The 25671-nt window shown below is 43.9% G+C and carries 27 protein-coding genes; 18 read left to right on the top strand and 9 right to left on the bottom strand.

The window, feature by feature from the left end; all coding sequences use genetic code 11:
- Nucleotides 1-20: 20 nt before the first annotated feature.
- Nucleotides 21-1418, bottom strand: coding sequence for a cryptochrome/photolyase family protein (locus ACSQ2E_RS16105; protein WP_435992143.1), 1398 nt, complete (start codon nt 1416-1418; stop codon nt 21-23).
- A gap of 195 nt (nt 1419-1613) precedes the next feature.
- Between ACSQ2E_RS16105 and ACSQ2E_RS16100 the strand changes: the two genes are divergently transcribed.
- Nucleotides 1614-2066 carry a helix-turn-helix transcriptional regulator gene (locus ACSQ2E_RS16100; RefSeq protein WP_435992141.1) on the top strand — a complete coding sequence of 151 codons (453 nt, stop codon included), beginning with the start codon at nt 1614-1616 and terminating at the stop codon, nt 2064-2066.
- Between the two features lie 53 nt (nt 2067-2119).
- On the opposite strand, the gene ACSQ2E_RS16095 is transcribed toward ACSQ2E_RS16100, so the two are convergent.
- Both ACSQ2E_RS16095 and ACSQ2E_RS16090 read right to left on the bottom strand, forming a co-directional pair.
- Nucleotides 2120-2638 (bottom strand): universal stress protein, encoded by a 519-nt coding sequence (locus ACSQ2E_RS16095; protein ID WP_336198887.1) that lies wholly within the window; start codon nt 2636-2638, stop codon nt 2120-2122.
- Nucleotides 2639-2983: 345 nt separating this feature from the next.
- Nucleotides 2984-5044: a sigma-54 interaction domain-containing protein gene (locus ACSQ2E_RS16090; protein ID WP_435992138.1), complete on the bottom strand. Its 2061-nt coding sequence runs from the start codon at nt 5042-5044 to the stop codon at nt 2984-2986.
- 165 nt (nt 5045-5209) lie between these two features.
- On the opposite strand from ACSQ2E_RS16090, the gene yfcC reads away from it, so the two are divergent.
- From yfcC to ACSQ2E_RS16040, 10 genes are all read left to right on the top strand, one after another.
- Nucleotides 5210-6712, top strand: a complete 1503-nt coding sequence (yfcC, locus tag ACSQ2E_RS16085) for a putative basic amino acid antiporter YfcC (RefSeq protein ID WP_435992136.1) — start codon at nt 5210-5212, stop codon at nt 6710-6712.
- A 57-nt stretch (nt 6713-6769) separates the two neighbouring features.
- Nucleotides 6770-7945, top strand: a complete 1176-nt coding sequence (gene iadA / locus ACSQ2E_RS16080) for a beta-aspartyl-peptidase (RefSeq protein ID WP_435992134.1) — start codon at nt 6770-6772, stop codon at nt 7943-7945.
- Between the two features lie 267 nt (nt 7946-8212).
- Nucleotides 8213-9478, top strand: coding sequence for an MFS transporter (locus tag ACSQ2E_RS16075; RefSeq protein WP_435992132.1), 1266 nt, complete (start codon nt 8213-8215; stop codon nt 9476-9478).
- Nucleotides 9479-9914: 436 nt separating this feature from the next.
- Nucleotides 9915-10442 (top strand): RNA polymerase sigma factor SigY, encoded by a 528-nt coding sequence (sigY, locus tag ACSQ2E_RS16070; protein ID WP_435992130.1) that lies wholly within the window; start codon nt 9915-9917, stop codon nt 10440-10442.
- Nucleotides 10432-10749, top strand: a complete 318-nt coding sequence (locus tag ACSQ2E_RS16065; protein ID WP_435992128.1) for a YxlC family protein — start codon at nt 10432-10434, stop codon at nt 10747-10749. Before sigY ends, ACSQ2E_RS16065 begins: the two co-directional genes overlap by 11 nt.
- Nucleotides 10746-10952, top strand: a complete 207-nt coding sequence (locus tag ACSQ2E_RS16060) for a sigmaY antisigma factor component (RefSeq protein WP_435992126.1) — start codon at nt 10746-10748, stop codon at nt 10950-10952. The genes ACSQ2E_RS16065 and ACSQ2E_RS16060 overlap by 4 nt, the downstream gene beginning before the upstream one ends.
- Nucleotides 10953-11481: 529 nt before the next feature.
- On the top strand, nt 11482-13239 hold the full coding sequence (locus tag ACSQ2E_RS16055; RefSeq protein WP_435992124.1) for an ABC transporter ATP-binding protein: 1758 nt from the start codon (nt 11482-11484) through the stop codon (nt 13237-13239).
- On the top strand, nt 13236-15254 hold the full coding sequence (locus tag ACSQ2E_RS16050; protein WP_435992122.1) for an ABC transporter ATP-binding protein: 2019 nt from the start codon (nt 13236-13238) through the stop codon (nt 15252-15254). The genes ACSQ2E_RS16055 and ACSQ2E_RS16050 overlap by 4 nt, the downstream gene beginning before the upstream one ends.
- 237 nt (nt 15255-15491) lie before the next feature.
- On the top strand, nt 15492-15872 hold the full coding sequence (locus tag ACSQ2E_RS16045; protein ID WP_435992120.1) for a hypothetical protein: 381 nt from the start codon (nt 15492-15494) through the stop codon (nt 15870-15872).
- Nucleotides 15869-16354 carry a hypothetical protein gene (locus ACSQ2E_RS16040; protein ID WP_435992118.1) on the top strand — a complete coding sequence of 162 codons (486 nt, stop codon included), beginning with the start codon at nt 15869-15871 and terminating at the stop codon, nt 16352-16354. The genes ACSQ2E_RS16045 and ACSQ2E_RS16040 overlap by 4 nt, the downstream gene beginning before the upstream one ends.
- A gap of 49 nt (nt 16355-16403) precedes the next feature.
- Here ACSQ2E_RS16040 and ACSQ2E_RS16035 read toward each other — a convergent pair whose 3' ends face one another.
- Nucleotides 16404-17012: an NAD(P)-dependent oxidoreductase gene (locus ACSQ2E_RS16035; RefSeq protein ID WP_435992116.1), complete on the bottom strand. Its 609-nt coding sequence runs from the start codon at nt 17010-17012 to the stop codon at nt 16404-16406.
- 201 nt (nt 17013-17213) lie between these two features.
- On the opposite strand from ACSQ2E_RS16035, the gene ACSQ2E_RS16030 reads away from it, so the two are divergent.
- From ACSQ2E_RS16030 to fumC, 4 genes are all read left to right on the top strand, one after another.
- A complete protein-coding gene (locus ACSQ2E_RS16030) occupies nt 17214-18029 on the top strand; it encodes an amino acid ABC transporter substrate-binding protein (RefSeq protein WP_435992114.1) in 816 nt (271 codons plus the stop codon).
- The gene (locus ACSQ2E_RS16025; protein WP_435992112.1) at nt 18013-18708 is read left to right on the top strand and encodes an amino acid ABC transporter permease; all 696 of its coding nucleotides are present in this window, start codon (nt 18013-18015) and stop codon (nt 18706-18708) included. The genes ACSQ2E_RS16030 and ACSQ2E_RS16025 overlap by 17 nt, the downstream gene beginning before the upstream one ends.
- A gap of 18 nt (nt 18709-18726) precedes the next feature.
- Nucleotides 18727-19461: an amino acid ABC transporter ATP-binding protein gene (locus ACSQ2E_RS16020; RefSeq protein ID WP_435992110.1), complete on the top strand. Its 735-nt coding sequence runs from the start codon at nt 18727-18729 to the stop codon at nt 19459-19461.
- A gap of 156 nt (nt 19462-19617) precedes the next feature.
- Nucleotides 19618-21003: a class II fumarate hydratase gene (gene fumC / locus ACSQ2E_RS16015; protein WP_435992108.1), complete on the top strand. Its 1386-nt coding sequence runs from the start codon at nt 19618-19620 to the stop codon at nt 21001-21003.
- Between the two features lie 90 nt (nt 21004-21093).
- On the opposite strand, the gene ACSQ2E_RS16010 is transcribed toward fumC, so the two are convergent.
- The gene (locus ACSQ2E_RS16010; protein ID WP_034763234.1) at nt 21094-21312 is read right to left on the bottom strand and encodes an alpha/beta-type small acid-soluble spore protein; all 219 of its coding nucleotides are present in this window, start codon (nt 21310-21312) and stop codon (nt 21094-21096) included.
- A 294-nt stretch (nt 21313-21606) separates the two neighbouring features.
- Here ACSQ2E_RS16010 and ACSQ2E_RS16005 point away from each other — a divergent pair, with 294 nt between their 5' ends.
- Nucleotides 21607-21858, top strand: a complete 252-nt coding sequence (locus ACSQ2E_RS16005) for a hypothetical protein (RefSeq protein WP_435992106.1) — start codon at nt 21607-21609, stop codon at nt 21856-21858.
- A 52-nt stretch (nt 21859-21910) separates the two neighbouring features.
- Here ACSQ2E_RS16005 and ACSQ2E_RS16000 read toward each other — a convergent pair whose 3' ends face one another.
- Together ACSQ2E_RS16000 and ACSQ2E_RS15995 are read right to left on the bottom strand one after the other, a co-directional pair.
- Nucleotides 21911-23008: an ABC transporter ATP-binding protein gene (locus tag ACSQ2E_RS16000; RefSeq protein ID WP_435992104.1), complete on the bottom strand. Its 1098-nt coding sequence runs from the start codon at nt 23006-23008 to the stop codon at nt 21911-21913.
- Between the two features lie 96 nt (nt 23009-23104).
- Nucleotides 23105-24022: a PucR family transcriptional regulator gene (locus ACSQ2E_RS15995; RefSeq protein ID WP_435992102.1), complete on the bottom strand. Its 918-nt coding sequence runs from the start codon at nt 24020-24022 to the stop codon at nt 23105-23107.
- Nucleotides 24023-24169: 147 nt separating this feature from the next.
- Between ACSQ2E_RS15995 and ACSQ2E_RS15990 the strand changes: the two genes are divergently transcribed.
- Nucleotides 24170-24430 carry a metal-sensitive transcriptional regulator gene (locus ACSQ2E_RS15990; protein WP_258264150.1) on the top strand — a complete coding sequence of 87 codons (261 nt, stop codon included), beginning with the start codon at nt 24170-24172 and terminating at the stop codon, nt 24428-24430.
- Between the two features lie 186 nt (nt 24431-24616).
- Here ACSQ2E_RS15990 and ACSQ2E_RS15985 read toward each other — a convergent pair whose 3' ends face one another.
- Both ACSQ2E_RS15985 and ACSQ2E_RS15980 read right to left on the bottom strand, forming a co-directional pair.
- Nucleotides 24617-24805 (bottom strand): hypothetical protein, encoded by a 189-nt coding sequence (locus ACSQ2E_RS15985; RefSeq protein ID WP_435992100.1) that lies wholly within the window; start codon nt 24803-24805, stop codon nt 24617-24619.
- Between the two features lie 98 nt (nt 24806-24903).
- Complete coding sequence (locus ACSQ2E_RS15980; protein WP_435994586.1) at nt 24904-25113, bottom strand: YheE family protein; 210 nt, start codon at nt 25111-25113, stop codon at nt 24904-24906.
- A 126-nt stretch (nt 25114-25239) separates the two neighbouring features.
- Between ACSQ2E_RS15980 and ACSQ2E_RS15975 the strand changes: the two genes are divergently transcribed.
- Nucleotides 25240-25638, top strand: coding sequence for a ferritin-like domain-containing protein (locus ACSQ2E_RS15975; RefSeq protein WP_060670520.1), 399 nt, complete (start codon nt 25240-25242; stop codon nt 25636-25638).
- The last annotated feature ends 33 nt before the right edge of the window (nt 25639-25671 follow it).

Here is a 25671-nt window from a genome sequence, read left to right as displayed (position 1 = left end):
ATCGGGTCCTTTTCTTTACATTATTTTATCTCCTCGTAGTGCTCCAATGCTCTTTTTCTGGCGGCTTTGTGATCAACAACCGGATTTGGATAATCCACTCCGAGGGTGATGTCTGCCTTTTTTAACACATCGCCGGGAGCATCTGAAGGTTTGTGTATATACCGATTTGGAAGTTGACTTAATTCAGGAACCCACATCCGTATATAAGTTCCTTCTTCATCAAATTTTTCACTTTGAAGGGTCGGATTAAAGACCCGGAAATAAGGTGCTGCATCAAATCCTGAGCCTGCCACCCACTGCCACCCCATGGAGTTATTGGCAAGGTCTACGTCAATCAGGGTATCAAGAAACCACTCTGCTCCCCTTTGCCAAGGGATAAGCAGGTGCTTTGTGAGGAAGGATGCCACAATCATTCGCACTCGATTATGCATGAAGCCGGTTGCCCACAACTCCCTCATCCCTGCGTCGACGATTGGATACCCGGTTTTGCCTTTTGTCCATTTCTCCCAACCTTCTTCATCACTACGCCAATGGAATTCGGCAAACTTTTCATTAAGTGGACGTGTCGGTGACTCGGGATAATGGAGGAGGACTGAATAGGAGAATTCCCTCCATATAAGCTGTTTAATAAATGGTTCAATCGGTTTGTTCTCCATATCAATGAGGGTATGATAGATACTCCGGACAGAAATGACCCCGAGAGCCAAATACGGGGACAGGGTGGAATGCAGTCCCTTCCCCGGAAAATCTCTACCTTCTGAATAATCATCTAATCTTTTAGAAAGGAATGAGTTCATTCTTTTGAATGCAGCTTCTTCTCCAGGGTCCCATATGCTTTCCATGATGTTGTGCCAGGGGATGGACGGGAGGAGATTCAAATCGTTCAGGGCCACCCCATCGTTTTGAAGCTGTGGTACCTCCATCCGTTTAAGAGTTGGAAGGGGTTTTGGAATTTCTTCTTTCCTGAGTGATCGGTAATATGCCGAGTACACCTTATATGGAGTACCGTCATCCTTTTTGATTTTCCAAGGGGGCAGAAGAAGGGTACCCTCGAACGTTTTGACCTGGATTCCTTGGGAAGATAAGGACTGGGCCATCGTACGATCCCTTTGGGAAATGTCAGGGTCGTATATCCGATTCCAGTAAACAGCTTTTGCATTAGTATTCTTCACCCATTGGGAAAGGACTTCTTCCACTTTCCCCTTATCCAGCCATAGACGGCCGTTAATCGATTGAAGGGTATGTTGGTAGTTCTCGATATTCCGGTGCAGCCACCACTTCTTTGCTTCGCCAAGGGACGTTTCCTCATCCAAGATATATAGGGGGATCACGTTTCCTTCCTGGCAAGCTGAATAGAGAGCAGGGTGATCGTGAATCCTTAAGTCCTCTCTGATCAGAACGATGATGGGATCCTTCACCTTAATTCCTCCTCGAAATGATGCTGGTTTTAACGCATTGTTTGTAAAATTTTTAAATGCATTCTAAGTAGAAGTATAATAAATTATTGATTTGTATTCAAAACTCAATGGGTTGCTTAAAGATATTTGATTGGTGTTGAAAACAGGTATGATATAGGTGTAATATTACACTATAAACAATTAAGGTGTGAAACCATGACAAAAGAAGAAATCATATTAATCATCTCTGATAAATTAAGGCTGGTACGGACAGAGGCGGGGTATACGCAGGATAAGATGGCTACTGTCATAGGGTTATCGAAAAAAACCCTCGTGCAGATTGAAAAGGGTAGAGTGATGGCCAGCTGGACCGCAGCCGTCGCCATTTGTGCGTTATTTAAGGACAGTGAAACGTTAACGACCAGTCTTGGTGGAGAACCCCTTGAGGTCATCGAGACCATTGCCCGGGAAGGCATTGATTACCGGAAGGAAAAAACACTTGGAGGCAAGATCTGGTGGAAAGATATCAAAAAGACCGACGAATACATTCTTCAACAAAATCTGTTCAGCAAACACTATCGAATACTCGATGCAGAGGACTACCGGATCTATAGCAGCTTCGATGAAGCAAGCAGTCGTAAGCGATTGGATGAATTAACGAGTACATAACAAAAGAGGAGGGACGGACCTTTAAAGGTCCGTCCCTCCTCTTGATTAATTGCTTATTTTACCACCAGGACACTGGATTCACAGTTTTGTGTGACTTTTTCGCTCACACTTCCAAGTACCCATTTCTTCATGCCGGATTTGCCGCTGCTTCCAACGACAACGAGGTCGGCCTGTATTTCCTTGGCGTATTCACAAATGCGTTTCGCTTCAGAGCCTGACAGATGAATGTAGTTGGCATCCACTCCATGAGGAGAAAGTTTTTCCCTCGCATTTACTAAATACGGGTGAGTGGAAGAAGGTGTCTTGATTTCATGCCTGTCTTCCTCTCGAACTTTGTTGTCAGGGGAAACCGATAGATTCCCCATGTACTGGTTATCGAAACCAGGTGACGTATCAGCGAGTGCGTGTGTCGGCGTAAAGTTGTCACGGGGTTCATTCGCTGTCTTTTCGTCTGAAATATGCAGTACGGTTAGTTTTGAGTCTATGGAACTTTTCATTAATTTCGATACTTCGTCTAATGCTTTCTTACTGCCATCTGTTTCATCGTAAGCTAATAGGATATGTCTATACATGTTAATCACCTCAACATTGGGATATCTGTTGTTTACCCGTTTAAAGAATTTTTAATCTTCTTTGGCAGATTCCCGAGATGGGGTGTGGATTAATATGAAACAAAAATAAGGAGCAGAATGGGGGGAAGATCCATTCTGCTCCTTCGCTTTCAATAATATAACTCAAATAATTGCAAGAATAATGTTTGGCTGATATGGTTTCTCTTAAAGCATGCTGATGATCCAGCCAATAACAACAATTGCGCCAATGACCATTAAGATCGTACGTACCATGAAAATCACCTCGACTTATTGTATCGTGAAGAATGTTTTGTGTATCTAACCGGTTAAAGGTAAGATACCCCGTTATCGACTGGTTAAAACATTCTCCCTATGTTCGTTTAGCCAATTTACTCCTGCAGGTGTTATTTCAGTTCCGATTCTCCCTCTTTGGATGAAAACGTATCCTAAATCCTGTAATTCGCTCAATCTTGTCCTGATCTGTTGGACTGAGAGTGGGGTAGGACTTTGTTGGAGTGATGAATGGATTTTTTCCCTGCTTGCACTCTCTCCATTCTCAAAGAATCCCACTAATGCAGTCAGGATGTTGATATACTCCCGGGATTTAGACATGGTGATTTCCGCCGGAGAATAGGTACCGTTAGTTTGCTCTATCCCAGTGAAATTATGATCATTTCTCGGTAATTCTTGCAGAGTCAGCCTATTGTGCCCAGCGACGGTCATCATATATAGGAGAGTATTTTTTAGTTCCCGGATATTTCCCTTCCACGGGGCTTTCTTCATGGCTTCCAATACGGCACGGTCGATCGTGGTGATTTTACTATGTTCCATCCCGAGGAAGTGTTCGATAAGAAGGGGGATATCTTCACTTCTTTCCCTAAGGCTTGGAAGCTGTAAGGATAACACTTTTAATCGATGGTAGAGGTCTTCCCGGAACGTACCTTCAATGATTAAGGCTTGAAGATCCTTGTTTGTAGCAGCGATGATCCTCACATCCACCGGGATATTTTTGTTTCCTCCAATCCTTCTGATTTCCATTTCCTGAAGCACCCTTAGAAGTCTCGCCTGAAGCTTTAAGCTGATATCACCTATTTCATCAAGGAACAGGGTGCCTCCATCGGCTTGTTCGAATAATCCTTTTTTGCCGCCCTTTTTAGCACCCGTAAAGGCACCTTCCTCATATCCGAATAATTCACTTTCCAATAGGTCTTCCGGCAAGGCGCTGCAGTTAACAGCGAGGTATGGACTGTTCTTACGGGAAGAATCATTATGCATGGCGCTGGAAAACAGCTCTTTCCCAGTCCCTGTCTCCCCATAAATCAATACCGGCAGCTCGCTTTTTGCGAGTTTTTCTGCGATCAATTTAGTGTCGTCAATAAGATGGCTGTTCCCTAATATGCTGTCGAATGTATACTTAGCGATATATCCCCTTCGCTGGAGTTCGCGTTTCCGCACTTTCTCCATTTCAATGGTCTCTTCCATATCTTTAAAAGTTGCCACAATGACACCTTCAGCCTCCAAACGGAAGCGATACACCATGACATTCTGCTGCCGGAGTGTGAAGTATTCCAGATCTTCATCCTGCTCTGAGGTCAGGAAACGATTGAGCTCGATGTTTTTGAACACCCTGCTCAATTTCTTCCCCTTAGCGTGAGCCGCGTTAATCCCGATCATTCTTTCGAGCACTTCATTGAAGACGGTGATTTCCCCATCCTCCTGAAAGGCGAGGATTCCGTCGTTAACTCCATCGACCACTTTATTTAAAAATTTGTTTAATGTTTTGGCTCGACGGTTGATGGCACCGAGCTTCTGACTTAGCTCGATGATTTTCCTTGTATAACGATCTGTAATATCAAAGGTCAATCTCTCTGATAATTGAAAGTGGTGGATGATTTTCATGATCGTATTCAAATCGATCAGTCTGACACCTATATCGATTTTTTGGGGGATGGAAGAGGGGATGCTCACCATCTCCCCTGGAGAAACAGCTATATCAATTTGTTTCGTATCCCCTCCTCCTGATGGGGAGTAAGGAATATAGTCCACGTGATCTATACCGAGACGCTTCAGAGTGGCGACGGCTTCTTGGGCCGTCTCTATGAAGTCATTTACGTAAAGGATCTTCTTTCCCGGAGGTAATTCAAATATTCGGTCTATGTATTCATAGTTCACCGTACGGCGGGCTTTGATGATGGTACAGGAATCGAAATCGATATATTCTTGTACTTCTGGCTCGATCAGAGAAGATGAGTATACGATCAGTTTATTTGTGAAATAGGTTGGAATCCCCTCATCGCAGGCATAACTGGTAATATGGATCAGTTCGCCAAAAACGGACTGTAACTGTTCCTTCAAGGCTCTCTCTGTTTCTTTTGTGCCGGCTAATAGAATTAATTCACGTTTCATTTGAATCCTCCTTATGGTTAATCAAAGGTTTTTGGTTATACATATTCTAACCTATTTCAACCATTAGCGGGATCGAAGTTTGTATTTTCAGATAATAATGAGTTGGCATGGAACTTGCATATAAGGAAATGAAGGTTATTAAACTGTCAAACGGGGGGATAAGAAATGGAGAAAGAACAAAAAGCTTGGAAGGTACCGCATACATTTATCATTGTGTTTTTCGTCGTGCTTGCGGCTGCTATTTTAACGTATGTCATACCTAAGGGGCAATTTGCTACAGAAGAAATCACGTATATGCAGGATGGGGAAGAACAAACGAAAACAGTTTTGGATCCGGATTCGTTCAGTTATTTAAAAGATGAGGATGGAAACCTGATCAGGGAAGGAACAAGCCTGTTCGAACCTGGTGGTGGGATAGGCTTCCTGAATTATGTATTTGAAGGACTTGTATCAGGGGACAAATGGGGGTCGGCCGTAGGGGTAGTCGCCTTTATCCTCATTATCGGGGGAGCCTTCGGAATCATCATGAAAACAAGGGCAATCGAAGAAGGGATCCTCAAGGTAATCGATCGGACCAAAGGGAAGGAGTCCCTTATCATTCCGATCATGTTCTTCTTATTCTCATTAGGTGGGGCAGTCTTTGGAATGGGGGAAGAGGCCATTGCGTTTGCCATGATCCTCGTTCCGATCATGATTGCCATCGGATATGATGCCATCACGGGCATCATGATCACGTATGTTGCCACTCAGATCGGGTTTGCCACATCGTGGATGAATCCATTCGGGGTAGCGATCGCTCAAGGGGTTTCCGGTGTTCCGGTTCTATCAGGTGCCGGCTTCCGGATCGTCATGTGGATCGTCTTTACTCTGGTTGGAATCATTTACACCTGGAGATATGCCAAAGCAATCAAGAAGGATCCAAAACGAAGCCTTTCTTACACAACGGATGAATATTTCAGGAAAGAAGGTAAAGTGGAAAATTTACATGCCAGATTCACTTTGGGACATTCACTCGTCATCCTTACAGTAGTAGTGGGGATTGCCTGGATCATTTGGGGGGTAGTGGAACATGCCTATTATATTCCTGAGATTGCAAGCCAATTCTTTACAATCGGTTTAGTTGCAGGGATAATCGGGGTTCTGTTTAAATTAAATGGAATGAGTTGGGATGATGTAGCAAACGGCTTCATCGACGGTGCGAAAGATCTATTGCCTGCGGCTTTGGTGGTCGGGATGGCAAAAGGGATTGTCATCATCCTTGGCGGAGATGCGCCGGACGCACCATCTGTATTGAACACGGTATTATATGGTGCAGGGCAGGTAGTCGGTGATTTCCCGGAAGCCATCTCTGCATGGTGTATGTATGTATTCCAGTCAGTATTCAACTTCTTCGTGGTTTCCGGTTCTGGTCAAGCAGCGCTCACGATGCCATTGATGGCCCCGCTTTCCGATATTGCCGGCGTCACGCGCCAAGTATCGGTACTGGCTTTCCAACTGGGGGATGGATTAACGAATATCCTGGTTCCGACTTCTGCCGCCCTTATGGGTACATTGGGAGCAGCGCGGGTCGACTGGGGAGTGTGGGCTAAGTTCATCCTTAAATTCATGCTTATTCTATTCGTACTATCATCCATCTTTGTCATTACAGCAACGCTCATTGGATTTTAATTAGCCATTCTTCGGGCCAGGCTCGATTATAAATAAATAGTGAAAGGAGCAAACATCATGTTAACACTTATACAAAACGGGGAAGTTTATGCTCCAGCATATCTAGGGAAAAAGGATATCCTCCTGGTAGGGGATAAAATAGGTTTCATAGAAGACAAGATTGAACTTCCCGGTCAATTTGTGGATATAAAAGTGGTGGATGCAACCGGGAAGTATGTTGTACCCGGATTCATCGACTCACATGTCCATATTATGGGCGGAGGCGGCGAAGGGAGCTTCCGTACAAGAACCCCTGAAATTCAATTGACTCAGGCCACTCTCTCAGGAATCACCACTCTTGTCGGTGTCATCGGTACAGACGGGACGACGAGGACGATGGAAAGCCTCATAGCCAAAGCAAAGGGGCTTGAGGAAGAAGGGATTACCTGTTATACGCAAACAGGTTCATACCAGGTACCTTTGAAAACACTTACCGGAAAGATTGAGAATGATATCATCTTAGTGGATAGAATTATTGGTGTGGGTGAAGTGGCGATTGCCGATCACCGCTCATCTCAGCCGACGGTAAACGAGTTAGCGAAAATTACTTCCGCAGCAAGGATCGGAGGGATGTTGTCAGGGAAAGCCGGGATTGTCAATATCCACGTCGGGGATAGTTATGATCACCTGAACCTGCTGGAAGAGATTGTCGAGACAACGGATATTCCGATCAAGCAGTTCTATCCGACGCATATCAACCGGAATGCCCATCTCTTTGAAGCCGGGATTCAATATGCCCTTAAAGGTGGCTATGTAGACTTTACAACGAGTACCATCCCTCAGTTTCTGGAAGACGGGGAAGTCAAATGCAGTCAAGCGCTTAAACGCATGCTCGATGCGGGCGTACCGGTGGAACAAATCACCTATACCTCCGATGGACAAGCAAGTCTGCCGAATTTTGATAAGGATGGAGAGCTGATCGGACTGCAGATTGGTCAAGTGTCAAGCCTCTATGAAGAAGTGAAGGATGCCGTTCAGAAGGAAAACATCCCTTTGGAAACAGCGATCAGGGTCATTACCTCGAATCCTGCGAAAATCCTGAAACTAAAGCAAAAAGGTCACGTGGAAGTCGAAAAGGACGCTGATCTTGTCCTTTTGGATCAGGAAACCCTTAACGTGAATACGGTTTTCGCCAGAGGGAAATTGATGGTGGAAAACGGGGAAGCGGTCGTGAAAGGGACATTTGAACAGTGATTGAAAGAAAGGATAGCCCGGAGCCTTGGTGTTCCAGGCTATTTTTATTGAAATTGAATGATTGATTAGAACGATACTTGTGAAATTTACCTTTTATCAGCGGAATCTTGAATATATCACCGGAACGTAAAATCATTCCCGTTTCTGCAGAGGGGCCTAAATCTTTTCCGACCAGAGACGGAGGAAAAAACCACCAATAGACCCTCCTGTTCATAAGGTCATTTCAATATGATAAAGATAGTTACTTATTGATGGGGGACGGATGTTATGAAAAAAATGATTGAAATCTTTAAGAATCCAATATTTTTAAAATTATTTTTCGCAAACTTCACTTCGCATATGGGAAGTGTGATTGGCCTGACGGCGTTTATGTTTTATCTGCTGGATCGCTTTTCGGAGCAGCCTATGTATGCATCGGTTACGGAGATGATGTATTCACTCCCGACTCTTCTCGTATTTTTCCTTGTAGGTGTGTTCGCTGACAGATTGGACCGCCAAAAAATTGCCTATCACTGTGATACGATCAGTGCCTTTCTCACACTGTTATTATTCGGAGCCATATTCATCGGGTGGCTACCACTCATCTTTACCGTTCTTTTCCTGAGAAGCGGCGTGCAGAAATTTTTCTTCCCGGCGGAACAAGGTATCTTGCAGGGGGTACTTTCCAAGGATGATTATGCTACAGCAGCCGGATTGAATCAGATGGTGATGAGTTTGTTTATGCTGCTCGGAAATGCCGTGGCCATCTTTGTCTATTGGACTGCCGGGATATACGGTGCCATTGCGGTGGATTTCGTTACGTTTGTGATTTCAGCGATCTTGATTAGAAAATGTGTCATCCCTGAAGAAGTCCGGCTTCCAAATGGGAAGCATTCCTGGAAGGATATGAACATTCAATCTGTCGCAAAAGATTTTACAGCCGGGATGAAGTATATCCTGAACCATAAGCTCCTCTTATCGTTGATTGGCGGGTTTGTCGTATTCGGAATCGTAAACGGCGGGTTCTCGGTGATTCCTATCTTTATTTTGAAATATAAACTGGCTCCAGATTCCTATGAAGAATACTCGATTTTATTAGGTGTCGCATTCGGTGCCGGTGTGCTGATCGGAAGTATCTTCTCTTCGGTGCTGACCCAGAAATTCAAGCTTCATGTCCTGATTGTGGCAGGTCTGGTAATCTCGGGGACATTCATCATCGCTGCATCCTTTGCTCCGACCACATGGATCTTCCTTGCAATCATTTTCTTGGCTGCACTTGGATTGCCACTCGTAAACATTGCGATTGGCGGGTGGATGCCGAGTATCATCGACCCTAAAATGATGGGAAGGGTCCAGGGGTGGATCAATCCACTCATGATGCTGTCTCAATCGATCACTCTCGGAGTCATCGCCGTCACATTCCCATCCACCGTAACCGTAGAAATGCTCTACTGGCTCGTCGGCGGATGCCTCCTCATCGTAGCCGTATTCTACACCATCATCCTTCCAAAATACGTAAAAGAAGAAACACAACCCGCAGTGGTGAATGGATAATATTGGTTGCCTCCAATGAATGGGTAAACTATTCTCGGAGGCTTTTTTATAGTTTTCACATGGAAAATGGTGGTTCTATAGTAGCTGAAGTTGTTTTCTGCGTACTGTGAAAAAGTTGTTCTCTAATCTTTAATGTTATCAATATTAGGTTTTTAAGAAACACATGCTTAGTTGATTGGAACGGAAGGTGCTCGACTCCTGCGGGAAATGCGGGAAAGTTGAGACCCCGCAGGGCAAAGCCCGAGGAGGCTCAACTCACGCCCCGCGGAAAGCGAGCACCTGGAGTGGAAATCAACCAGCACTCGCCATATGATAGAAAAATAATATAGAATGAAAAATATTTTAAAAAAGTATAATGATTTTATGAACGATTTTTCCGTGTTTACGTCTTATCAATGAACTCACCGGATGGGGTGGATAGAAAGGACAGTAATGGATGGATGAGAGAAAGTGGATTAAACTAGCGAAAAAGGGGAATCACGAAGCCTTTGCTCTGCTCTTTAGAGAACATTATCCTTTTCTAGTGAAATACTTGATCAAAGTGACGATGAACCGGGATCAGGCAGAAGATCTTGCCCAGGATACCATGACTAAGTGTGTTGAAAAAATCCATCAATACAACGGAAAATCCAAATTTTCCTCCTGGTTGATTTCAATTGCGACCAATCGGTATATCGACCTTCAGCGTAAAAAGAAGAGAGAAGAGACATGGCGAAAGGAAGAAATGAACGGAAGGAAGCTGAGGTGGGAAATGGAGTCAAGAAATGATGAGTGGAATGATGTGTTAGCCGCATTGTCCACATTATCTGACGATATCAGGCTCCCAATCATCTTGAAACATTACTACGGATATTCTTATGATGAAATCGCTCATATGACGGAAATTCCACCAGGCACAGTTAAATCGAGGGTTCATCACGGGATCACCAGGCTGAGAAAGGAGTTGAAAATAGATGAACAATGATCGTGAACAAGTTGAATTAAAGAAATTACTTAGGGACGGATTCCGGTCTATTGAAGAAGAAGTCGATCAAAATACGCCCAATCTGCAATGGTTTGAGCAATTGGTCTCGGACAGGCAGGAGCAGCTTAAAGCCAGATTCAGACGGGATCTCATCATTTTTCTTCTTATGGCCGGCTGCATCCTGACTTTGTTTTCCCTTACTTTATTTCAAATGCCCGTGTTATTTCTTCTTCTTCAAATTATCATCTTTATGGGAGCATCGATTTTCACAGGGATCACCTATATGAAAAAGGTGAAGAGGATATGACGAAAGAAGAATTCTATATTTTACCCCTTGTCATCCCCATCCTTTTGACACAAAGCATTTATCTGTTCATCGATGCTCGTAAAAACGGTCACAATTACTGGTTCTGGGGAATTTGGGGATTGATACAGTGTCCATTCCCCATCATCTTTTATTTATTATTTGCCAAAAAAGTATGGAGGAAGTTCAATAGAATAGAAAAATGAAGGTTCACGTATGCATAAGTGGAACATATAGTGTATAGAAAATTACTAATAGAGATAATATTGACACAATTCGTGTCATATAGTATGGTTATTAATGGAATAAAAACATTAAATGAAATGGAGGGTTTGTGATGATGAAAGTGGTTAGAGTTAATGGAGCACCAGCGGCTTGTCCTATCAATTTCATATCATCACATGACCAGTAACTCCTTACGATTTAATATGAATCAATGAGCACAGGTTATGAATGTAATCTGTGCTTTTATATGTCCAAAATCGAAGACGGACGTTCATAAGGCGCAAAAGATCCGGTTAGTCCAATGATGGGCTCTGCTGAATCTGACCACCTTAGGACGTCCGTCTGTTTTGTTTTTTCAGGCGGTGTATCCAAGGTAATCCTTGATCACATATATATTCAATTTACTGAGGAGGAAATGAAGATGGTAATGGCTCAAATGAAGAAGAGGATGACAGCTGTGGAGACAGAAGGCGGATAGATGAGAAAGTCAACTTGAGGAGGTAGAGTGGGATGTTTAGTATTTTTAAGAAATTATCATGGTTTTTTATTGAAAATTGGAAAAGGTACACAGTGGCGATCGTTCTCTTGACGATTGTCGGGATCCTTGATGTGATTCCTCCGAAGCTAGTGGGGAATGCCATCGATGACATTCACCTTGGTGCGATGACCTGGGATGGGGTGGAGAAGTATCTCTGGTTGATAGCAGGAATCGCCCTCATCTCGTATGGGATGACGTATGTGTGGATGTATCAACTGTTCGGCGGAGCCTTTCTGGTTGAGAGGAAGCTGCGCAGCAAATTTATGGGGCACCTCTTAAAGATGACCCCGACGTTCTTCGAGAAGAATCGGACGGGTGATTTAATGGCGAGGGCGACGAATGATTTGAAGGCGATCTCGGTTACGGCAGGTTTCGGGGTGTTGACGTTGATCGATTCCAGCGTGTTCATGTTAACGATCCTCTTTACGATGGGATTTCTCATCAGCTGGAAACTGACGATAGCTGCTGTTTTACCACTTCCGATCATGGCTCTGTTAATGAAGGTATACGGTGCGAGGATCCACAAACGGTTCACCGAAGCGCAGGATGCATTTGGAGACTTGAATGATAAAGTTCTAGAATCGATTGCGGGGGTCAGGGTCATCCGGGCTTACGTACAGGAAAGAGCAGATGAGATGCGATTCGCTGACATGACGGAAGATGTGTATAACAAAAATATCGGTGTAGCGAGGATCGATTCACTTTTTGAGCCGACCATTAAAGTCCTTGTCGGGTTGAGTTACTTAATCGGATTGGGCTACGGGGCCTACCTGGTGTTCCATCAGAGCATAACGCTTGGACAGTTGGTTTCCTTTAATGTGTATCTCGGGATGCTGATTTGGCCGATGTTTGCGATTGGTGAATTGATCAATGTGATGCAGCGTGGGAATGCGTCCCTCGATCGGGTTCAGGAGACACTCGATTATGTCCAGGACGTACAGGATAGAGAGAATCCTAAATCGATTGATTCCCCTGAACGGATCGGATTTAAGGATGTGGACTTCAGGTATCCTTCCTCACAGGTACTGAATCTATCCAACATCAATGTGAACATCAATCAAGGAGGAACGCTTGGGATAGTCGGAAAGACAGGAAGCGGCAAGACGACTTTCATCAAGCAGCTTCTCCGTGAATATCCAGCGGGAAGTGGTTCGCTATCGATCGGAGGAATCCAGATTGACGAGTTATCCATTCAGCAGGTAAGGAACTGGATTGGCTATGTACCACAAGATCATGTTCTATTCTCAAGGACCGTAAGAGAAAATATATTATTCGGAAAGCATGATGCAACAGAGGAAGATTTGGAAAAGGCGATAGAGCTGGCTGATTTCAAGAAGGACCTCGAGATGCTGCCTGATGGTTTGACCACTCTTGTAGGTGAGAAGGGTGTGGCACTCTCGGGTGGACAGAAACAACGGATTTCGATTGCAAGGGCACTCATCAAGAATCCTGAAATCCTGATTCTTGATGACTCATTATCAGCAGTCGATGCAAAGACAGAGGCAAAGATCATAGACAATATACGAACAGAACGTGAAGGGAAAACGACGATTATTACGACTCATCGTCTCTCGGCGGTTCAGCATGCAGATTGGATCATCGTATTTGAAGATGGGAAAGTGATAGAAGAAGGGGGCCATGAAGTGCTCCTCAAGAATGGCGGTTGGTATAAAGAACAATTTGACCGCCAACAAGTTGAAGATTCTTCACCTGAGGAGGTGGGCACATGAATGTCGGAAGAAAATTAACCGAATATGCCCTAATATATAAAAAAATCATCATAGCGGCCCTCCTGATGCTCAGTGTATCAGTGGCTGCAGAACTCGCCGGTCCATTCATTGCCAAAAAACTGATTGATGACCATATTCTCGGGATTGAGTCGACCTGGTATGAAACGGTGGAGGGGAAAGAAGCTGTACCTTATGAAGGAACTTGGTATAAGCGTGATCAATATTTCAGAGATGGAGAGACAAAAGGAGAAGACGTCCGTATCCTTCAGGTTGGCAGAGCGTTTTATTTCGTTCCCGCCACCATTTCCTTTGACGGGGAACGATCTGTATCATCAGGGGAGATGACGATTACAAAAGGCGGGGAATCAGCAACCTATCCCGCTGAAAAGTTAACAGGGGATGAGCTTCTCAAATTCTATAATCCGGAAATCCCAAGGATCATCCGGTTGATTGCCTTTTATTTCGGATTGCTTGTCGTCGCTGCCTTTTTCCAATATGGCCAGCGGTTCTACCTTCAGAAGGCGGCAAACCGTGTCATACAAAAGATGCGTAATGATGTGTTTCAACACATCCAGAAGCTTCCGATCCGCTATTTCGATAATCTGCCGGCAGGGAAGGTCGTTGCCAGGATCACAAACGACACAGAAGCAATCAGGGACCTGTATGTAACCGTACTATCCACGTTTTTCTCCAGTACGATTTATATTATCGGGATTTACATTGCACTCTTTATCCTTGACGCAAAATTAGCGGCCATCTGCTTGATCCTGATACCGATCCTTGTTGTGTGGACGTATCTTTACCGTATTTATGCGTCGAAATACAATCATATCATCCGATCGAAAGTGAGTGATATCAATGCCATGATCAATGAATCAATTCAGGGCATGAACATCATTCAGGCTTTCAGCAGAGAGAAAAAAACGGATGATGAATTTGAAGATTTGAACGAAACCCACTTCAAATATCAAAATAAACTATTAAGCTTAAATTCATTGACTTCCCATAACCTTGTAGGGGTCCTTAGGAATATCACGTTTGTGGCGTTCATATGGTATTTCGGAGGAGCATCGATCGGAGTGGGATCTGTTGTTACGCTTGGCGTCCTTTATGCCTTTGTTGACTATATCAACCGATTGTTCCAGCCGGTGACAGGGATCGTGAACCAGCTTGCCAACCTAGAACAGGCACTTGTTGCGGGAGAACGGGTTTTCCAGCTGCTTGAAGAGACTGGGACCCCGGTGGAAGATGGGAAAATGAACAGATACGACGGAAATGTCAGCTTTGAGCATGTATTTTTTGGATATAAAGAGAATGAATATGTATTGAAAGATATTACGTTTGAAGCAAACAAAGGGGAAACCGTTGCCCTGGTGGGACATACGGGTTCAGGAAAAAGCTCGATCATGAATCTGCTGTTCCGCTTCTATGATAGCAATGAAGGGAAAATACGGATTGATGGAAAAGACATTGTCGATATTCCCTATCAAACGATTCGGGAGCATATGGGGATCGTTTTGCAGGATCCTTATTTGTTCACAGGAACGATTGCTTCAAATGTCAGTCTCGATGATCCAAGGATTTCAAGGGAGCAAGTGGAGGCGGCACTCAATGCTGTAGGGGCGGAAAAAGTGTTCAAAAACCTGGAGAATGGATATGATGAACCGGTGATCGAGAAAGGCAGCACCCTTTCATCCGGTCAACGCCAACTCATATCATTTGCCCGTGCACTTGCCTTTAATCCAGCGATCCTGATTCTCGATGAAGCGACATCGAGCATCGATACAGAAACTGAGGCCATCATTCAGGAAGCGATGGAAGTCCTGAAAAAGGGCCGGACGACCTTCATCATCGCTCACAGATTATCCACGATCAAGGAAGCCGATCAAATCCTTGTATTAGATCGGGGGGAAATCGTTGAACGCGGGAATCATGATGAATTAATGAAAAGGAAGAGTCGTTATTATCAAATGTATCAGCTTCAACAGGGATCAAAAGATAATCTGGCAGGGTAGAATAGGGGCGTCTGACGATAGCAGTCGGACGCTTTTTCTTTTTGGGCGATTTCGATAGTGAAAATAACCCCGTCAAATTTTAAAATATCCCGGTGTTACGGGGATTCATCCATGTGTAAATACAATTTCCTGTTAAGAAAACAGGACTTTCGTGGGATTTTGTCGTTTTAAATCGAATTTATCCCCTTATCAATGTATAATTTAATTGATAAAAAAGTTTCATAAAGGGAGGATCCTATGATGGGATGGGCAATCGCCATTTTATTTGGGTCAGCAGTTTTGCTGCTCATTTTATCGTTTATTAAAACGACACAAACCAACTCGAAGCTTGAGCAACAGATAGAGCATGTATCCATTTCTGTATTGAATGAGGTTCATGAACTGGAGAAGCAGTTACGAAATATACAATTGGATGCAGAGATTACAGCCCAGCAGGCAGGAGCTGCACCTGCTGTATCTGAGGAGCGCGAATTGCTCCGTGAGATGCTTGATTTGTATAAAAGAGGCTATTCTGTTGAAAGTATCGCAGGGAAAACAAAGCTCAAGCCTAATGAAGTGGAGCATATGCTTGCGCCATTTATGGCTCAGAAGGCTGAAAGGGGCTTAGTGGCACAATGACAGTGACATCGAATTCATTACGGAGCTTTGCTGGAGGGATATTGATCGCCACCTCTTTGATTGGGGCTGTGTATCTTTTCGGTCCTTCTGAAGCAAAGAGTACCGGGAAAGAAGAATCTGCGGAAGTGCAAAAGCTGTCAGAGGATGAAATGGTGAAGAAGCTGACTTCAAAAGGCTATGTCATACATACAGAAGACCAGTGGAACAAGCAGCTGAAAGCCATGAATGAAAAGCAGGAAGAGAAAGCATCGGATAAGAAAAGTGACGGTAAGGTGGTCTACAAAACGATGCTCACCGTTTCTACCGGAATGACGAGTATCGACGTAGGAAACGCTCTGGAACAAGCCAATATTATAAAAGATGGGTTGGATTTCTATAAAGAGGTAGAAAAGCGGGGCCTTGAGAACGAGCTGCGCCCAGGTACCTTTGACGTCGAAAGTGGAATGAGCACGGACGAAATCATTTCTACCATCTTTAAATAATAAATAGGAAAACGGGACTGACATTCAGTCCCGTTTTTTTATCCCATCCTTAATAACAGATACCAACCCGGCTTTTGATGAAGGATTCGTCTGACAGTTGTTTGTATATGAAATCTCCGGTGTCATACATGGAAATGCTCTTCCCGGCATCAGGAAGGACATTTCGTTCCGTTCGGTAATTCCCCATCCTTTCTCCATCCGGTAAATAGGTCGGACAAACGATGGTCCAGTCCATTTCGGATGCCTGAAGCATGAGAAAGGCCCTTAAATGGTCTTCCGCAGCGGTTGTGCTCCTCCGTTTCGATTCACTTGACTGAAAACGGTAAAGGTGATCCTCCTGCCGCGTCTGTAGGATGCCCGCCGTCCCGCACGTGATGATCCGTTTCACTCCATGCCTTCTCATGGCTTTTAACAGGATTGGCATGCTTTTTGTGAGGACATCCTGTTTATCTGTATTCATGCAGCTGATCACGGCCTCCGAACCATCGATGGTCTTCATCACATCTTCCTCGTTCAACACATCCCCGACAATTTCCGTACCGGAGGCGTCTTGTCCACTGCCTCTCCGTACCAATCGATTTACTTCATATTCTGACATAGCCCGTTGAAAGACTACGGAACCAACTCGGCCCGTGCTCCCAAATAAAGCAATTTTCATATCATGCCCTCCCATTTTCTTATAAAAATAGTGTATCTTATAATCGGAAATTTTTACATGTTTGTGTAACCAAGGATACATACTAAAGATGATAAGAAAAAAATCTCGATATGAAACTTTTATATTGACTTATTTATGGTAACGTTTTATGATGACAATCGTAACAAATTTAAATCCGATAAGAATAGTGGGGGTTTTACAATGAAAAAGTGGAAATTATCCATTATCATGCTAATCGCCTTATCCATGGTATTAGCTGCGTGTGGACAATCTAAAGATAAAGAAGAATCAAATGGTGATTCGAAAAAAACATCTCTTTACGATAAGGTAAAGGAAGATGGGGAATTACTTGTTGGGACGGAAGGTACATATCCTCCTTTCACATTCCATGACGAATCAGGAAAGCTGACCGGGTTTGACGTAGAAATCGCCCGTGAAGTAGCGAAGCGTCTTGGTGTAGAAGCGAAATTCCAGGAAACGCAATGGGATGCGATGTTTGAAGGTTTGAACTCCAAGCGTTTCGATATGATCGCAAACCAGGTGGGAATTCGTGAAGACCGTGAAAAGAAATACGATTTCTCTAAGCCATATATCGAATCAAGTGCCGTAGTGGTCGTGTCAAAAGACAACAAGGATGTCAAATCATTTGAAGATATTAAAGGTTTGACTTCAGCTCAGTCCCTGACAAGTAACTATCGGGATATCGCTGAAAAGAACGGGGCAAAGATCCAAGGTGTAGAAGGATTATCACAATCAATCCAGCTACTTGAACAAGGCAGAGTGGATGTAACCGTGAACGATAAAATTTCCATTCTTGACTACTTAAAGAAACAACCGAATGCCAAAGTTAAAATCGCTGCTGAAGCGGAAGATGCAGGTCAAAGTGGTTTCATGTTCCGTAAAGGGAATGACAAACTGGTTGAAGAAGTAAACAAAGCGTTAGAGGAAATGAAGGAAGACGGTACGTACAAAGAGATTTCTGAGAAATGGTTCGGAGAAGATGTATCTCCTAAGTAGCATATACCAGAATCCTGAAGCAATGATTGATATTTTACAAAGCTCCCTGCTTCCAATGTTAGAGGGAGCTTTGTATTATTCTATCCCTCTGACGCTGATTTCTTTTGCTTTAGGTATGATTCTGGCTGTACTCACTGCTCTTGCACGTTTATCAAATATATCAATTTTACGGGGAATTGCCCGATTTTATGTTTCGGCAATACGGGGTACGCCTTTACTCGTGCAATTATTTATCATTTTCTACGGGTTACCTACTCTTGGAATCAAATTTGATCCATTCCCATCTGCCATCATTGCCTTTTCATTGAACAAAGGTGCGTACTCATCAGAAATCGTCCGTGCGGCGATTCAATCGATTCCAAAGGGGCAATGGGAAGCAGGATATTCGATCGGCATGACCTATTCACAGGCGTTAAAAAGAATCATCCTGCCGCAGGCGACGAGAGTATCGATTCCGCCATTAGCCAACTCGTTCATTAGTCTAGTGAAAGATACGTCGCTTGCATCCTTGATCTTAGTAACCGAAATGTTCAGAAAAGCACAGGAAATCGCTGCGACGAATTATGAGTTCCTGCTCATGTATATGGAGGCAGCCGTGCTTTATTGGATCATCTGCTTTATATTATCGGTCATACAAGGCCGCATCGAGAACAGGCTGGATCGATATATTGCCAAGTAATTTAAAAGGAGATTGAATATGATTTCCATCAAAGGATTAACGAAACGATTTGATCAGTTAGAAGTCTTAAAGGGAATGAACGTAGAAGTCGATAAGGGTCAGGTCATCGTTCTGATCGGCCCTTCAGGCTCCGGGAAGACGACTTTCCTCCGCTGTTTGAATGCCCTTGAAATCCCGAATGACGGGACCGTTTCAATAGGGGGAACGGCGGTTGACTTCACTAAGAAAGCATCCAGGCAGCAGCTTCTTCAATTAAGAAGAAAAACGGGGATGGTATTTCAAAACTATAATCTGTTCCCCCATATGACAGCGCTTGAGAACGTCATGGAAGGCCCTACGGTCGTTCAAAAGCGTAACAAGTCGGAAACAAGAAAGAAAGCCATCCAGCTGCTTGAAAAAGTGGGCCTCGGAGATAAGGTCGATTACTATCCATTCCAGCTTTCAGGCGGGCAGCAGCAGAGGGTCGGCATCGCAAGGGCCCTCGCAATCGAGCCGGAAGTGATGCTCTTCGATGAGCCAACTTCAGCACTTGATCCTGAACTGATAGGTGAGGTCCTCAAGGTCATGAAAGACCTGGCTGAAGAAGGGATGACGATGGTCGTCGTGACCCACGAAATGAGGTTCGCGAAAGAAGCGGCCGATAAAGTCATCTTCATGGATGGGGGCTATATTGTCGAAGAAGGGACTCCCCAGGAAGTGTTTGAAAATCCAAAGAATGAACGTACGAAGCAATTCCTTAACTTAATACAATAAAGTGAGAAGATGAATGGGACGTGGGCTCATTCATCTTTTTTTTCGGTTTTATTCATATCGTCGGCCAGAGCTAATAAACTTTTTTAGAAAAAGGTTAGAAGGAACGTTTTAGTGGAAATATGGTAGTAGTTGGATCATTAACAGGGAGGAATGACAATGGAATACCGCATTGAACGTGACACAATAGGAGAAATGAAGGTGCCAAAGGAAAAATATTGGGGGGCCCAGACTCAACGGAGTAAGGAAAACTTCCAGATCGGTACAGAGAAGATGCCCATTGAGGTTACATATGCCTTTGCACAGTTGAAGAAAGCGGCCGCAGTCGTCAATCATTCTCTCGGAAAGCTTTCTGAAGGGAAGATGAAGGCGATTAGTAAGGCCTGTGACGAGATTTTGGAAGGGACATGGGATGACCATTTTCCCCTTGTCGTCTGGCAAACGGGAAGCGGTACACAGTCCAATATGAACGTAAATGAAGTAGTGGCCTATCGTGCCAATGAACTTCTCGGTGAAAATGGCTCGGAGGAGAGGGTCCATCCCAATGATGACGTGAACATGTCTCAAAGTTCCAATGATACATTCCCGACGGCCATGCACGTAGCGGCATATCAGGAAATTGAATCCAAGCTGTTTCCCGTGGTTCAGGAATTCACTGCAACACTGAAAGAGAAAGAGGATCAATTTCAGGATATTATAAAAATCGGCCGTACCCATCTCCAGGATGCCACGCCGTTAACTCTCGGGCAGGAAATCAGTGGATGGCGCTCCATGATGGAAAAATCCTATAGTATGACAAGAGAAAGTGTACAGCGTTTGGTCAACCTTGCCATCGGGGGAACAGCAGTAGGAACCGGGATCAATGCAGATCCTACTTTTGGAAGGAAGGTTGCGGCACAATTAGAAGTGCAGACAGGCATCAAATTCGTTTCATCTGATAATAAGTTTCATGCCCTGACATCCCATGATGAAATCGTGTACGTCCACGGTGCCATCAAGGCATTGGCAGCGGATCTTATGAAAATTGCGAATGATGTCAGATGGCTTTCAAGCGGTCCTCGAAGCGGCATAGGGGAAATGACGATTCCTGCCAATGAACCAGGCAGCTCAATCATGCCGGGTAAAGTGAACCCGACCCAAAGTGAAGCAGTGACCATGGTCGCGACCCAAGTCTTTGGGAACGATGCAGCCATTGGCTTTGCCGCCAGTCAGGGGAATTTCGAACTGAATGTATTTAAACCGGTCATCATCTATAATATGCTGCAATCCGTAAGGCTGCTTGCAGATGGAATAAAGTCCTTCAACGATAAATGTGTGAAGGGATTAGAGGCAAATCTTGAGGTCATTGAAGACTTTGTGCAAAGATCCCTTATGCTCGTCACGGCCTTAAACCCGCATATTGGATATGAGAAGGCGGCTGAAATTGCGAAGAAGGCCCATCAGGACGGTTCCACATTAAAAGAAGCGGCGCTAAAGTCAGGCTATTTGACAGAAGAACAGTATGATGAATGGATTGATCCGGCATCCATGGTTCATAATAAATGATGGGAAAGTATGGACTGAAACTTATTAAAGACATAATGAAACCCCCGGCCTAAAGACCGGGAGTTTTAACCAATCATATTAAATGGGTGATTATTTTTGGTACCCGCCACCGATTTGTTGTTCAGCCATTTGAACCAGGCGTTTAGTGATTTCTCCACCTACAGAACCGTTAGCACGAGCCGTTGCATCAGGTCCTAATTGTACGCCGAACTCAGAAGCGATTTCGTACTTCATTTGGTCGATTGCTTGTTGAGCTCCTGGAGCTACTAGTTGGTTAGATGAATTGCTGCGAGATTGTTGCTGTTGCATAATCTGTCATCTCCTTAGAATGTATAAGTTTTTTGGTTGGGTTAGCTGGACTTGCACCAGCCCGCTATTCCATGAGCGACCATCTTCATATGGTGTAACCCATCGAGTGGGGTTAAGTGAAGGCTTGTTACTGCCTTGTTACTAGGTATTATGGTTTTTCTGGAGGATTATATTCAAGAGGGTGACAGGGAATTTATTCCTATTAAATACCTGCAAGTTTTCTACATAAATCACCATGATTGTAAAAAGGATAACACTATACAAAGATTTAGATTGAAAGTATGGTGACACATCATGAAAGCTTGCGCGTTATGTAACGGGATCGTTGAATACAGGGGCCTTTGCAAGAAGTGTGGGGACTCGACAACTGATCAGGGTAGATATTATGATTTTTACGATGAGTATAGTGCGTATATGGATATTCAGCACGTGCAATTAGTCGACGGCATTCCGAATAGCAGCTGCTCTGATACTTGTCTTCATCTTTTTACATGCCTTCGGTGTGGGGAAGAAGAAGCCAAAAGTATCGACCTGACGGAATTTTAATAAAAAATGGCGCTCCCTGAAAAGCAGGGGGCGCCATTTTCTTCTTATATAGTTATCGGATTCTTAACTCAGACTCAGAATCAAAGAAATGAGCTTTATTCATATCGAATGCCAGGTCGATCGTTTGACCTGCAACGATATCTGTACGGGAGTCAACGCGGGCTACAAAATCTTGTCCTTCCAATTGAGAATATAACATCGTTTCAGCACCCGTTAATTCAGATACTTCAATCTTCGCCGTGATTTTCGCACCTTGAGCAGTATCCAGGAAAAGAGGCTCGTCATGAATATCTTCAGGACGCACACCAAGAATGATGCTCTTTCCTACATGACCTTGTTCGCGAAGCACTTTCATTTTTCCTTCAGGTACAGAAACCTTTGTATGACCGATGACGAATTTCCCATCTTCCAGAGATCCGTGGAAGAAGTTCATGGCAGGTGATCCGATGAATCCGCCTACGAAGACATTCTCCGGTTTATCATATACCTCTTTAGGAGAACCAACTTGTTGAATCACACCGTCTTTCATGACAACGATACGTGTGGCCATCGTCATCGCTTCTGTCTGGTCATGTGTTACGTAGATTGTTGTTGTTTGTAAACGTTGATGCAGCTTGGCGATTTCGGCACGCATCTGTACACGAAGCTTTGCATCAAGATTGGATAAGGGCTCATCCATCAAGAACACTTTCGCATCACGGACGATGGCACGGCCAAGAGCTACACGCTGACGCTGACCACCTGATAATGCTTTTGGTTTACGATCAAGCAGCGCTTCAAGACCGAGAATCTTAGCCGCTTCCTGTACACGACGGTCAATTTCCTGTTTATCGAACTTTCGCAGTTTTAGACCGAATGCCATATTATCATACACACTCATATGAGGGTATAGGGCATAGTTCTGGAAAACCATGGCGATGTCACGGTCTTTTGGTGCCACATCGTTCACGCGCTTTCCGTCAATGGAGAAATCCCCTTTGGATATTTCTTCGAGTCCGGCGATCATACGCAGGGTAGTGGATTTCCCACAGCCCGATGGACCGACAAACACGATGAATTCTTTATCTTGAATGTGAAGGTTAAAGTCATTTACCGCCGTTACCTTGCTATCATAAATCTTGTGGATATTTTCTAATTTTAATTCAGCCACTTATTTTCTCCTCCTTGAAATGCAATCGTTTTCATCTATAGATTCATTGTAGAGAAAGCGGATTCAAAACGATATGGTCAACCTGCACAAAGTTGCCTAATCATTATTGGGCAGGTTGTCAGATTGGAAGCTTAAACAGGCAAAGTAGGCAAGGATTCCTCCTTGGAAGCTTTTAATATCTATATTTGTTTTTTCGATGAACTTATCAATCCGGTACTGGACGCTGTTCCTGTGCATGAATAATGTCTTGGCGGTCTGACTGATATTGGATTGGTTTTCGAGAAATGCCCTGATGGTGTGAATTTGTTCAGGATCTTCAGAAAAAAAGTCGGCGACCTTTTTAAAGAAATGCTCCTCCCACTCGTGTGGAAAGTGGTGGAGGGCGAATTCAGGCAGAACCGTCACGGCCGACTGGATGAATGCCTGCTTATGAATGGTTCTTGAGAATGCAAATAGCTCACGCTCATGGGCAAAATAGTCTGGTAGATGTAAATCGGCTTCATGAAACTGCCCTATGTAAAAAGAAGGGGTGACAAAGAAGTCCGATTCAATGACATGGGATATCGACAGCAGCTGCTCCTCATCCACGATCCACTCATGATTCTTTTCTATGAGCAGCCCCATGCGATCAGCCAGGAAAACGAGGATGGTCCCGTGTGGTAACAAATGTTGGAACGCTTCTCTCAGTTGTAGCTGATCCCTGCCTTCCTTCAGACTGAACTGAATGATGCGGAACTCTCCATCATTCATTGAGGGGACCGGCCCGTTTTCCAATAAGTAATTGTACCACTCGGCGGAACCGGAAGAATCATTTACGTTTCCAGGTAATGGGATAATCTCTTTGAACAAGCAAAATAATAAATCCAATTCCGGCTGGGAAATCTCTGATTGATCGATCCCTATATATTCATTTTCCTGTTCGTTTGTAAACCAGATTTTAGAAGATTCAAGGCTTGTGGGATAATGGTGCTGAATGATGGCAGCAGGATATTTTTTACGTAAAGATGTAAACATGTGATCCCTCTTTGTTCATTATTATAGTAAAAAAGGTTATAATGACATTGTACTGAAATAGCTGTAGTAATCAAAGAGTGCATGATTGCAAAAGTACAATAATTTTAATACTATTGTACAATGAATAATTCTTATGGGGTGTCCTGAATGGAATATACGAAAGAAGTAACCAATCGAATGAAGCGTCTTGAAGGTCAGGTCCGCGGTGTATTGAAAATGATGGAAGATGAGAAACATTGTAAGGATGTTGTGACTCAACTATCAGCCGTCCGTACTGCTGTTGACCGCACGATCGGCCTCATCGTGGCAAAGAATTTGGAAGCGTGCATACGCGAGTCGGAAGAAGAGGGCATGAAGGCGGAAGATGCGATTCAAGAAGCTGTCAATATGCTCGTTAAAAGTAGATGAATGATAAAGAGCTGCCAAAAGGGAAAGTCCCTCATGGGCAGCTTTTTTGTTTGAGTTTTTCTATTTGTCCAGCTCCGGCGGCTAGTCCCTCGAGGTCATAAGTCAAACCAACCAAAAAGGCAAAGAGCGGCTTTCCGGTTGGTTCGCCTTATGCTTGTCGGGCCTGACCAAGCCGCCTCCGCTTTTCTATTGCGGTCGTTCTTCATGATTAGTGATTTCAATCGCTTCTTCGATGTTCGTCGTGTTTTCCCTCATGTGGACGGAACCTCCGGACATGCCTTCGTTGATGAAACGGTCGACATCGAGAAATGCTTTTTCTTTTCCTTCGTAATTCGTATCAGGAAGGAATTGATCGTTCATATTGTCTTTTTTCATGCTCATCAGCCTCCTTTCTTTAGTTTTAGAAAGGGAGCTGAAGTTATGCATGGGAGCAGGATTAAATTCTTTCTGACTGGGCTATTATATAGTTTGCATCACTCATAAACATGGAAAAGCATCAGTTCGTGGAGCTGCTTCTTAAGAATCTCTTCCTTATCGGACGGAGGAATGGGGCCGGTCCATTCGATCCTTCCGTCTTTATGGTATGTTCCTGTATATTTCGTCCCGCTGAAATAAAAGGAAAACATCCAGCCGGGCAGCTGCTTATTTTCGAACATGTTCTTAAATTGAAAATGTTGGATCATCATTCGTCACCTCCATTCATATTGTAAACGTTTTAACTCGAACTGTGTAGGACCGGCCGTGAAATGTATCATAAATGGAAGGCTCCTCTAATAGAATTTACTGAAGAGATAGGGGAGGGACGAAGAATGAATTCGTTTATTCGTGATTTAGAGAAGGCGATCAGTGATGAATGGACAGGTTATTATTTCTATAAAGAGCTAAAAGCACGTACCAATAATCCATTGTACGTTGAGTTTATTGAACACGCTCAAAAAGACGAAAAAGAACATTATGAAATGTTTCAATATCTTCATTATTTATTGACGGGAGAGTATTATGAGCACAAGAAAGAAAAGGTGGGGTTCACCACTTTTAAAGAAGGGGTGCTTCGGGCTCTGAAGGATGAACTGGAGGGTGCCGAGTTTTACCGGGATATGCTCCTTGAGATTCCCAATCAGCAGGCGTATAAACCGCTTTTTATTGCCATGACAGATGAACAGGAACATGCTACCAGATTTTCAACCATTTATAATTCCTTGCGATAAGCAATAAAGAAAAAGGTTGAACCTTGTGTCATC

The organism is Rossellomorea sp. LjRoot5, from assembly GCF_964253455.1.
Lineage (GTDB): Bacteria > Bacillota > Bacilli > Bacillales > Bacillaceae_B > Rossellomorea.
This window is presented reverse-complemented; position numbering and strand designations above follow the sequence as displayed.